Raw genomic sequence first — 11661 nt, forward strand, 5'->3', positions numbered from 1 at the left:
GAAACCAAAAAAATCACAATCTTATGAAACAACTATTACTCAATTTATTTACTGTTTATAGCTTTGTCGGCATGCTTTCGGCACAAGGGTATACCACACCAGATACAGGTTCAACCTTTACTTTAGACGATCTTGTTACAGCAAGTCCTACGACTATTTCAGTATCAGGTACTACCTATACTTTAATAGATGATCTTACCATTTCTGCTACAGATGCTCTTAATATTAGTACTGATGTAACTTTAGAAATTGGTGCAGATATTAGAATTACGGTTTTTGGAGCATTTAACGTAAATGCAGACAATGCTATTTTTACAGCGATTGATACTAATACACCTTATGATGGCTTTAGATTTGAAGAGTTTTCTGTTATTAACATTCAAAATGCAACAATTCAATATGGAGGTGGATTACGTGTGCTTACTGAAACATTTACTATTGATAATTGTTTAGTGACTAATAATGTTGCAGGTGTATCTACTGGAGCAGTTATTTCTTTGTCTAGAGGTATGGCTCAAATTACTAACAATACTATCACTTTTAATCAAACGGCAGCCATTAGTTCTGGTGCTAATAGTGCGGTATCTCCTTATATTTTTAACAATTATATCGAAGGAAATAACCAAGCGAATTCTAACCGACCTCAAATTAACATGGGAACAACGATGGTTGATAATCCTATTCAAATTATTCAAAATACGGTAAAAGGCGACCGTGCTTTAGACATGGTTGGAGGTATTGCAGTTTCGAATTTTGTTGGTGGAGTAATCAACGCAGTTATTGATGATAACACTATAGTAGATAACCGTTATGGTATTGCCATACTTGGAGACAATGCTTCTGGTTTTGTTAGAAATAATGTTATTGAAGATAATAATACACAAGGCAGTCCTAACCTTGGCGGAAGCGGTATTTCATTAAACGCATCATCAGAAGGGATGGATATTATTGCTAATGGTAATCAGATTCGTAGAAATTTATGGGGAATTACACTTCAAGGAGAATCTGCAATTAACCTCGGTGATAATGCCAGTAATGTGGGGCAGAATGTCTTTTCAGAGAATGGTAATGGAGGAGTTGTATATGCTTTATATAACAATACAGATAATGCAATAACTGCAATGCATAACTGTTGGGACGAAAATAATGCGCCAAACACATTGGCAGATGCTGAAGCTGTTATTGTACATCAGAATGATATAGGGTCATTAGGATTAGTAACTTTTGATCCGGTAAATTGTGGGTTTTTAAGTGTAGACGATTTGGCTTTAAATGAAATCACTATGTACCCTAATCCTACTTCTGGTCAGTTTAGTGTAACAAACAATGTATCATTTAATCAAATGAATGTTTACAGTATTGATGGCAAATTAATCATACAAAAAAGCCTTCAAATTGGAGCCAATACGTTTAACCTAAATTTAAATTCTGGTATTTATTTATTAGAATGTCAGGGTGAAAATAGCAAAGCAATTAAGAAGCTTGTAGTTAAATAGTTCTTTTTAATGCATCAAATTTAAAAGCTCCATCTTTACGACGGAGCTTTTTTTTTACAGAAGTTAAATTTTATTGTTTCAACCTTGTTTACTGTGTAAATGAATCGTTTGAATAGCTCTTGGTGCAATTTTAGTAGTGAAAGTATTTGTTTCTAATGATAATGATAATTGAAGAGCCTCATCGTTTTTGTTAAAAACAACAATAGCAATTGAGCCGTCAGTATTTTTTGCAGCCGTATAGATTAGTCCTTCTATTTCTTTTCCTTTTAAACCAATTCTTCGCGCATCAGGACGAATAAACTTACTAAAATGACTTAACAAATAATAGAGTGGAGTATAGATAACTTCATCAGTAACCGGATTAATAAGTACAGGAGCACTATTGTAGTTATTATAAGGGTTTGGTTGGCCTTGATTGCTAAGAATACTGCACCACTCAATGTAACCTTGAGTGCCATGGTTTAAGTCTGTAATGATATCGTAAGTATAAGTTTCAAAAGGCACAAAAGTTCCGGCATAGTCTGTACTTGCTCTCCAATATTGTCCTATAGGATCATTGGCATCTATATCTATGCTAGATTCTGTATGAATCATGCCTTTGTTTGGCCAGTTGTTTTGTAATTCAGTTAATTCCTTGGCATAATAATTATTAGCTTTTAGCTCAGAATTTGTATACCAATGAAATGCAGTTCCCCAAGCATATTTAGACGCTTCAGGATCTTCGTAAGTCTTTGCAACGTAATCATTCATAGTCGATTTATTGTGATCGTAAATTAACACACGCAATCCAGATTCTAAATCGTTAAGATTAAGGTGACCATCTTTTACAAGTTGAGGACCAAGATGATCTCTTAAAAAATCTCTACCTTGTTCTGGCGTAAAGCCATTACTATCCCATTGTGCATTATGAGCATGCAGTGGCTCATTTTGTGGCGTAATTCCCCAAAGAGTAATACCTTGTTCTTTATAAGCGCTCACATACTTTGATATGTATTTTGCCCATATACCATAATATTCAGGACGTAAACTTCCGTTAGTCATCTCTGCAGTTTCACCTGTTTTCATCCATGATGGAGGACTCCAAGGAGAGGCAATAATTTTAAAGTCTGCACCAGGAATACTTGATGCTTCTAATATCATAGGAATAATATCATAACTAGGTTCAACAAGTTCAATACCACGAACCTGATCATTCTCTTCACCACTAAAACCTTTCATATCTTCATGCACGCTAAAAGTTGAAAGATCTTCATCACCTTCTTCAACGTAGGTGTAGTGATTGTTTGAATAATCACTACTATTAATATGAGTTCTTGTAAGCGTAAAACCGGCACCTTCTGTTGGGCTGAAAAGTTTGGTTAAAACATCTTTACGAGTATCTACAGGAATAGTGGCTAGATTCCATGCTGAAGATTCTGTAAACGAAGCACCAAAACCGTAATATTTTTGAAATTCTTCATTAGGAAGCACTTCGATACTTACGTTTTTTAATTCTGAAGAAGTTGTCTCGGATTTATCACTTGAAATTAATTTAAGATTGTCACCAGCTTGTGAGGTTTGATACACTTCAGATACAAACTCTTGATATGCATTTTTAGGTGCGCAACCAACTAACACAAATGCTATAAGTAGAAACTGCCAATATGAAATTTTTGTAACAGGTTTATTTGAGTGAGATTGAGCCTTGTTGTTTTCCTTCTGCGCTTTAATAGTATTGATGCTCATTGTTTTTAAATTCCTATTATTTGTTTTCATCTTTCTTTATGTCTCGTAATGTAAGTATCATTGCTAAAATTAAGAGTACCATTGAAACAATACCGCCAAAAGGCCCTTTTTTAAGATTATTAAAATCGAGTTCAGTAATATTATAAATCATCAGTATGGCACTTGCGATGATAATAAAATATATAAAATATTTTTTTTTCATTTTTAGTTTTTTTTCAATTACATACAACGTGTTTACCTATGGTTTTTTTAAGCTATCAGCTTCGCTAACGTGTACGTGTTTTAAGCATCTAAATTAGCCATTTTTTTATTCACAGCTTAAGTTGGTAACTGGCTTTTTTTAATAGATTTAATTCTTAGATTATTAGATGTCGTAAGAAATAATTAAGTTGAAAGTATTGAATTACTTGAAAGTGGGTGTTTCAGTATTTTTTTCTAAAATAATGATACAATTTCATTATTCTCAATTTTACCTTTAAAAATAATTGTATCACCTGCATTAAATTTGTACTCACGAAGAATAAGTATATCAACTTTGTGATTTTTATTAGAAAGGTATAAGTCAATTACTTTGTGTCTGCCTTTTAACTGCTTTATTCTTTGTTTCATAGCGCTTCGAATAGAGTCATAATATTCATAATTCATACTGTTTCCAATAGAAAGATAACCATAAGTCGTATTATATATTTCATAGTCTTTGACTATAATTCCTTTTTTTTCTTCTACTTTATTTCCGACTTTGGTTAAAACAGCTTTTTTAAAATTTATAGGATATAGTTTCCCGTCAACAAGCAATTTAGTATCACTTGGATAACCTATTATGCAATCATGAAAAATATATTCTTGAAAACCACTACTACCACTTATACCTTTTGAACCTCCTCCGCTCGTCTTTTGCTTACCTCCAACTTTCAATGAATACAATGATGATGAACTTTTAGATAGTGGATTTATAACAGTTTCATCTGTAACGATAACACCAAATAAATCTGGGAGTTTTCTAATTCTCTCTATATTGTATAAATCATTTTTATTAGCGTTGTTAAGTCTATTAATAGGACCAGCAATAGTCATTATAAAATTCAAAACAAACGCAGAAAACACTATAACTATTATAGCTATGACTATTAAAAATGTTTTTGTACGTTTATTCAATCTATTGTTTTATTGAAGTCATTATTATTTGCAATGGTATTGTATATGAAACGTGCCGTTTTTTAAGTATGTTTTATATATATTATTGTAACTAGTGTTACTTGTTGGTGGTGAAGTATTTACTATAAACCTTATCTATGTCATAATCTGGTGAAATAATATGACCTTGTCCTTCAATTGTAAAAACCTCAATGCTTTTTACATGTCCTTCTAATTCTGACTTTGTACTATTGTTTAAGCTTATCCAATCCGCTTCATCTAATTCACCACCAGCTAATACTATTTTATAATTCTCCCATTGCTCTGAAACCTTATTAGTACCTAAACCACCTGGGAAAGTTATAATTCCTTCAAATAACTCAGGCCTTGCAGAAGCAAAATTATAGGCAGCTAATCCACCCATTGAGGTTCCTGCTAAAATCCAATTATCATTTGTTACTTTTAGGTTCTTCTTTATATCAGCAATCAATTGGTCGATTTCATAACTATCCATTTCAGAAAGAGGTCTTCCAGAAGGACCTAAAGGTAAAATAGTGATATAGTTTTCGAAATATTTAGAATCGAATAAAGTATAGTAACAGTAGTTTACAATTTTCTCATTTGCATTGCCTCCGGAAAGACCAATAAATACTTTATAACTGGTTAAGCTGTCATAATTTATTGGATATACAATTTTGTAATTAAATTTTGCAGTATAAGTATATTTAAACTGTCTTGATTCTACTCCATTTAAAATACTATCAGGCACTTCAAATTTTTGTCCATAACTACTGAAACTTAAACAGATTAAGATTATACAATACGTCAGTTTTTTCATTTGTAATTACTTTTTTGATGTTTATTATAATTGACTAGAACGTGTTTCTTTAATTTGTTGCGCAGTTTAGTACCTAATTTAGCAAATAAAAACTGAATAGAAAATCCGATAGGATTTGCGTTAGTAGGTGAGTACTAGCAATAAATTATAAATGTTGTTAGCAAATTGTTTTTATTTAATTAATAGATTGAAATTTACAGGATTTACTTCTTTTAATTTTTCGGTCCAAGTTAGTTCCCCTTTGCTACTATAGACCTGCTTTTCTACTATCAAGCCATATGGAATATTTTTGTTAAGTCTCCAAATGTTTAAAATGGTTGGGTCAGTTAATAAAGGTTTCATTACTTTAGTAGTATCTATAATATAAATGTGGCTACCGATTTTTTTTCTTTTAGCCTTTTTAGGATTAATCAATTTAAAAATTACTCTTGCAAACCTTTTACTGTTAATTAAAGTATCTTTTAATTTCTCAATTTTATAATTTTTAGCTTTGAAATCATACATATTACTAAAAGTACTTGTTAGGCTATCATGTAATATTACTGTACCTGGATTTTTGTAATTGCCATTTATAATTGCCTGACCAGTTAGCTTGTCTTGATCTCTAAAGTAAAACTTATATCCACTTTTCATGTTTTTACGTATGTCAGCGAAATAATCATTGTTTTTACTGTTTACATAATAGTTAACTAATTGAATTGAGTCTGAATCAATATCCTTTATTTCATATTCTAAACGATAATCAAAACTATAGTTTAGACTGATTTGAAAACTAATAAAGAGTGAAATTAGAAGTGTACTTTTCATAAATGTTGGCTAACGGTTTTGTGTATGGTTAGTGTCGTGGAACACGCACCTAATTTAGCAAATAAAAACCGAATAGAATATTCAGTAAGAATGTTCGTTAGTCAATAATGACCAAGACGTTAATCGTAAACGTTATTTTTCCCATCGCATTTGGTACGGATACCTTTCGTAAATTACGTTATCTTCATTAATTGTATTTCCAATCTTAGCGTTTAGTTCCGCTTGCTTGTCTAATGCTATTGCTTCTTCTTTTCTCCCAAGTTTGCTCAAGCATATTGCTTTGTATGCTTGAACATCGGAAAAATCTGGGTAAATTTCAAGTGCCATATTAAACATTTCAATTGCTTCTTCGTATTTTTTAAGTTCGTATTTACTGATTCCAAAATAGAACAGGTCTAGATGATGAAGCCAGTCCGTTCCTTTATCGGCTATAACACGGTCAAAGTCCTTTTTAAATACTTTTTCGGCTTTTTCAAATTCGTTTAATTGAAGGTGCGAGAGTCCAATATAAAAATCATAGGAATGATCCATAACAAAGGAATTTCCAAACCTTCTTTTACAATCTTGAAAATCTATAATTGCTTCTCTATATGTTTTAGCAAAAATACATTTGGTAAAAGCACGATAATCTTGCCATTGTTCTCGGTCATATTTCACAGCTTTGTCAATATAGTCAAGTCCGATTTCATATTTACCTTGTTTAATTAACGGTGTTGCTTTCTGTTGCCATAAATATGCAATTGTACTATCCTGAGCAATTCCCTTGTCAATTTCCCTTTGATATTCTTGAGAATACTGCCAATATTTCCAAGCTCCATTTTTAAGATATTTTTCAATAATTGAGTCTTGCTTTTCTTTTTTAAGTTTTAATTCGGAATCCGAATACTTCACTTGATTTGTAGTGGATTTAGGTGCAATTTCCTGACAACTTATAAACGTTGTTAAAAAGCAAATAAGGATAAAGTAAACTCTATTTCTCAATTTTGACATATTGTTGTTACGCATGGAAAGTTGCGTGGTTAAGCAACTAATTTAGCAAATAAATCACAGATAGAATATTCTGCAGTAATGTTCGTTAGTGGTCAGTGACCAAGCCATTAAAAATACACGGTATTATGCTTTCGTTATTTTTTACGTTCTTCAAGTTCAGTGTTAACCATCTTTAGCACTTCTTCAGTTTTTTCTTTGAAACCCGTTAAATTTCGTTCATATGTCAAATTCAAAAGTTCCAAATGGTAGAATGGTCCTAAAACTTTTGGGTCATTAATTAATTGGTTATAATCATATGCTGTCATTATCCCACCAAAGCCTTCCGGAATTTTAGTAAGTTTAAAGTTATCATATAAATTATCAGCTTGAATTAAACCTAATTGTTCAACTCTAGTAAGAATTCCAATTATATCTGATAAATCCGTTGTGTAGTGTTTTGTAATCCGTTTTCGTAATTCGGTATTTTGAATAATATCAAAACCTCTTTCTTTTAAAAGCTCAAAACCCGAGTTGTTAAAAGTTTTATAGCCTCTGTGATAATAGACATTCATAAATAAACCGTCTAGTTTTTTTTCATAGGGCAACTTATTTTCAATATGTAATATCACTTCTCTACTATGAAGTATTTTTGTTTCTAAGTTCTTTAAGTTTGTAGATAAAACAGATACATCTTGATTCAGTGCTACTTGAATTTCAGATAGCGTTTCTATTTCCGACAATCTTAATTGTTTATTCTTATTCCAAGTATTTATTTGTAGTGCAATTAAAATTCCGATAACAACAAGTATAATTTCTCCAACAGCATATAACAGATATTTACTAACGCGATTTTCTTTAACCATATTTTGTCTAATTTTTCTAAAGAATTTTATCATTGGTTAGCGGTTTAACATTATGAAGTACAACGTCACTGTACACGCTGATGTGTGTAGTTTTGTGTGGAGTTCTCGTAGACTCGATTAAATATAGCATAAAATTTGACGAGGAGCAATTAACTCATACACAAAACCGTACGCAAAAAAAATCCGATAGAATTTTCCAAATAAGCACTTGCCAAAGCAATTAATTATATACATTATTGCATGCTGTCTTACTAACGACTGATTTCTTTAGCCCAATCACCTCTATAAATTATTTTTTGGTCATGAATTTTAAAAGTGAATTTGCCATACCTAACTGATATTCCTGCCGACGCATTTACAACCCAACAATTATCAGGAATATCAAAGAAATTTTCAGAAGTAATTACTTTTTTATCCAATTGATCATTAACAGAAACAGAAACCTGCGGACCTACGTCCCATCCAAGATGTGTATTATAGCTAACTATTAAATCACCAATCAGTTTAAAATTTTCATTGGTTTCTATTTTTGTTTTAATGCTTCCAACTTTCACGTCGTTTAAATCTTTTTCAGGTGTGACTTCTATAGTTAATTTAGGCAATTCAATAGCTGTTTTTGAAGCCAGAATTATAATAGATTCGTTTTTTACACTATTATCTTCACTATCAAAAAACTCAAAAGCTAGCTCCATTGCTTCCATACCAACGGGATTAATTGTTAATTGATCTGCAAAATAACCTTCGCTTGTTATGTTTTTAGAATAGATAATTTCATCACGGTTTTTCACAACTATTTTTTTAATAGTCGCATCATTATAAAACTCTAAAGGTATCGTCGTTGTGTTGGTGTGTACTGTTTTGTTTTTAGGACTTATAATAAGCCCTTTCATATAATCTCGCATGGCAAACCAAACAGGACGAGGTGAACCATATTTGTCATTAACATCTTTATAACCCCAAAAGCCAAACCATTCTTCTGGTTGCTCTTTATTGTGTATGCTTTTTTCTCCACCTTTCCACCAACCATCAGCATAATAAAATGGGCACATTCCTACAGCTCCAGCATCCATAAGATCTCGGTAATTAGAAACCAATCCTTCGCTTTGTTCCTTTAAGGTTCTTGAGCCAAAACTACCAAAACCTCCTTTTGGTGATACTGAATGTCCAAATTCAGTAATTATAAAGGGTTTATCTAATCCGTTTAGTTCATTTAAACCTTTAATATAATCCCTAAATCCCATTGTTGCTGTTTGGCCTTCATTGTAGCCATAACAATTATAAGCATAAGCATCATACATACTTTCATCCATCCAATCGCTAATCATAGCATTTGCAGAAAGTGTTACTGGAATATTTGGATGACCTTCATGAATCATATCTACCATCATTTTCATCAAGTCTTTAAATGCCTTGGCTGAAACTTTATGAATGTGATCTGTTTGAGGTTCGTTAATAACCAAATAGGTAATTATGCAATCATATTTTGGCGCATATTTCAAGATGTTTTCAAGCTGTATTTTACAATGATTTATAAATTTAGGATCTCCATAATCTTCTTCTGGATTAACTTCTAAACCCATAATAAGTTTTAAACCCGATTCTTGCACCAATTTTAATTGTGCTTCAGAGAATTGACTCCAAGTTCTTATGGTGTTATAACCTCCTTTTTTAATGTTATCGAGATCAAATTTCATTAATTCCAAATGGTCTTTCTTTTCATCTTCATATGGATGTTGTCCTGGACGTGCACCTATTTCGTAACCGATGGCTTTAATAAAAAACTTTTCTCCATTGAGGTAGTACCAATTGTCTTTTAGTTCAATTTTTGTAGCTGTTGTTTCTGTAATTGCTATCGTTTCCGATTGTGAACATCCACAAACCAGTAGGGCAAGGCAAAGAGTGAATATTAATGCTAAATTTTGTTTCATTTATTTCTTTTTTTGATTGGACACAATGGTCTTGTTTATGAGTTAGTTGCTGATATTGCTGCTATTTTCGGAAAACAAATAAGCACTTGCCAAAGCAATTAATTATACATGGTGTTGTGCTTTCGTTATTTTTTATTCAGCTATTGTTCTAATTCTTTGTCAATTTGAGAAATTATATTCTTAAGGCTTTCCTGGTTTATTACAAATGTTCTCCAATAATAAAAATTCTTTGATTGAAAATAAATATTAAGATCAGCAATTAAATTCTCATCCGTTAAATCACTAATGTTTTTATATGGCTTATAAGTTATTACATGAGCATATTTATAATTTAAATCAGATGATTCCTGCCTCAATATTTCAAATAGATTTTCATTGGTAGGTGCATTAAAAGTATAAAACCTTTGAATATTTGAATATAAGGTGTCATTTATTATAAGGTCAGAATTGCCATCAGCAATCATTGCATCGTAGGCACTTTTACTTGACCGAAAGGGCATATCATATCCAAATAACTCCGAATAAGAGATTTTGCTAATAGTATCAAAGCCTTCAAAGGAAGTTATTTCTTTTCGAGGATTAAATGAAGGCAAAACCTTTTTAAAGTACATAATCTCTCTTCCCCAATATGGTTTTAATTCTTCTATTAACTCTAAATCTTTAAACATATCCGAACGAATTTCTTTCAAAATAGTGGTAGCTTTCATTTTGCCCTTTTGAACTTCATTCCAATTATTAATTTGCAATGCAATCAAAATTCCAATTACAACAAGAATAATTTCTCCAATTGCGTAAATCAGATATTTACTGAATTTATTTTCAGTCAGCATATTTTGTCTAATTTTTTTAAAGAATTTTATCATCGGTTGGTTATTTCTCGAAAGTTAGGATAATTATTTCATTCCGTTCGAGTGAGAATAATGAAGCACAACGTTGTTGTAAAACGTTATTTAATTCCATATTTATTAACAAAACTATTGTCTAATTTTATTATGTACGGTTTACCTTTTTGTTCTGGATTCCAACCTAATTTAATACCATTAGTTATTATTTTAGAAATATCCTTAGGTGTTAATACTGAGTAATCTTCTTTTTTTGTGCTGTTGGGGAAATCTAACCAAAAATCTCTAGTTACTAATCCCTCAACTTTTAAAAGATTGCCTTCTCCGCTAGAATCCTGAATGGTTAAATTTAGATTAAAGTTCCAATCTTCATCTGGCTTTCCTGTTGATATTATGTAACGGAAACTTTTATTATTTAAAGTTATTAATCTGCTTTTTTTCTTAGGTAAAGCCATTATTTTCTTTTTAATTTTTCAATTCCTTTTTCCAAATCATCAAAAATGAATTTGTTATCAACTATATCTTTTTCGGTATCCATTCCAAACATAAGAGTTGATATTGCTTTCCTATTTTTATTTCCAACAATCATAACAGAAGATTTTGGGTCAGATATGTCAAGTAGTAATTCCATATCATCGCCCCATTTATATTCCACCTCGCTAATGTCAATTATTATTTTAAATGGTCTCCATACAGCTTTTCCTAGTTCATAATTTCCTGTCATATATCCTAATTCAGATTTTCCCATTGAGCCAGGTCTATATATTCCGTTAAATTTTATATGAAGTATATCAATCAGATGCGTATCTCTTAAGTTTAGAACGGAAAACTCACAATTCATTCCGTTGCAAGTTTTGTTTAAATCAACTTTTTTAAAATTCATATTATTCTTTTGAGTCTTTCTTGGTAATGTCTAGTCCTGAAATATGGCTACAGGTTAAAATTGAATTTACGCTGATAATTGATATACCATATTAGGTGTTTTATAGTCTAAAGATAAATGTAATCTTATTTCGTTGTATAAATTAATTGCACTTTTTGCAGCTCTTTTAGCGTGTG

At 31.2% G+C, this 11661-nt stretch carries 12 protein-coding genes; 1 reads left to right on the forward strand and 11 read right to left on the reverse strand.

From position 1 onward, the window contains the following. Positions 1-23 precede the first annotated feature (23 nt). Positions 24-1496 carry a T9SS type A sorting domain-containing protein gene (locus tag DFQ10_RS18040; RefSeq protein WP_115818850.1) on the forward strand — a complete coding sequence of 491 codons (1473 nt, stop codon included), beginning with the start codon at positions 24-26 and terminating at the stop codon, positions 1494-1496. Between the two features lie 78 nt (positions 1497-1574). On the opposite strand, the gene DFQ10_RS18045 is transcribed toward DFQ10_RS18040, so the two are convergent. The 11 genes from DFQ10_RS18045 to DFQ10_RS18095 all read right to left on the reverse strand — a co-directional run bounded on the left by DFQ10_RS18045 (position 1575) and on the right by DFQ10_RS18095 (position 11485). Next, positions 1575-3251, reverse strand: a complete 1677-nt coding sequence (locus DFQ10_RS18045) for a glycoside hydrolase family 30 protein (protein WP_115818851.1) — start codon at positions 3249-3251, stop codon at positions 1575-1577. After that, on the reverse strand, positions 3238-3423 hold the full coding sequence (locus DFQ10_RS18050) for a hypothetical protein (protein ID WP_147299250.1): 186 nt from the start codon (positions 3421-3423) through the stop codon (positions 3238-3240). The genes DFQ10_RS18045 and DFQ10_RS18050 overlap by 14 nt, the downstream gene beginning before the upstream one ends. A 233-nt stretch (positions 3424-3656) precedes the next feature. Then, positions 3657-4376 (reverse strand): hypothetical protein, encoded by a 720-nt coding sequence (locus DFQ10_RS18055; protein WP_147299251.1) that lies wholly within the window; start codon positions 4374-4376, stop codon positions 3657-3659. Positions 4377-4473: 97 nt separating this feature from the next. Further along, a complete protein-coding gene (locus tag DFQ10_RS18060) occupies positions 4474-5193 on the reverse strand; it encodes an alpha/beta fold hydrolase (protein WP_115818854.1) in 720 nt (239 codons plus the stop codon). 171 nt (positions 5194-5364) lie between these two features. Beyond that, positions 5365-6000, reverse strand: a complete 636-nt coding sequence (locus DFQ10_RS18065; protein ID WP_115818855.1) for a hypothetical protein — start codon at positions 5998-6000, stop codon at positions 5365-5367. 132 nt (positions 6001-6132) lie between these two features. Further along, the gene (locus DFQ10_RS18070; protein WP_245940774.1) at positions 6133-7005 is read right to left on the reverse strand and encodes a tetratricopeptide repeat protein; all 873 of its coding nucleotides are present in this window, start codon (positions 7003-7005) and stop codon (positions 6133-6135) included. A 119-nt stretch (positions 7006-7124) separates the two neighbouring features. Beyond that, the gene (locus DFQ10_RS18075) at positions 7125-7865 is read right to left on the reverse strand and encodes a DUF6090 family protein (protein WP_115818856.1); all 741 of its coding nucleotides are present in this window, start codon (positions 7863-7865) and stop codon (positions 7125-7127) included. A gap of 218 nt (positions 7866-8083) precedes the next feature. Then, positions 8084-9760 carry a glycoside hydrolase family 2 protein gene (locus DFQ10_RS18080; RefSeq protein ID WP_115818857.1) on the reverse strand — a complete coding sequence of 559 codons (1677 nt, stop codon included), beginning with the start codon at positions 9758-9760 and terminating at the stop codon, positions 8084-8086. A 140-nt stretch (positions 9761-9900) separates the two neighbouring features. Then, positions 9901-10623 carry a DUF6090 family protein gene (locus DFQ10_RS18085; RefSeq protein WP_115818858.1) on the reverse strand — a complete coding sequence of 241 codons (723 nt, stop codon included), beginning with the start codon at positions 10621-10623 and terminating at the stop codon, positions 9901-9903. An 83-nt stretch (positions 10624-10706) separates the two neighbouring features. Next, positions 10707-11057, reverse strand: coding sequence for a hypothetical protein (locus tag DFQ10_RS18090; RefSeq protein ID WP_115818859.1), 351 nt, complete (start codon positions 11055-11057; stop codon positions 10707-10709). Then, positions 11057-11485 (reverse strand): hypothetical protein, encoded by a 429-nt coding sequence (locus DFQ10_RS18095; RefSeq protein WP_115818860.1) that lies wholly within the window; start codon positions 11483-11485, stop codon positions 11057-11059. Before DFQ10_RS18095 ends, DFQ10_RS18090 begins: the two co-directional genes overlap by 1 nt. Between the last annotated feature and the right edge of the window lie 176 nt (positions 11486-11661).

The organism is Winogradskyella eximia, from assembly GCF_003386165.1.
In the GTDB taxonomy this organism is placed as follows: Bacteria; Bacteroidota; Bacteroidia; order Flavobacteriales; family Flavobacteriaceae; genus Winogradskyella; species Winogradskyella eximia.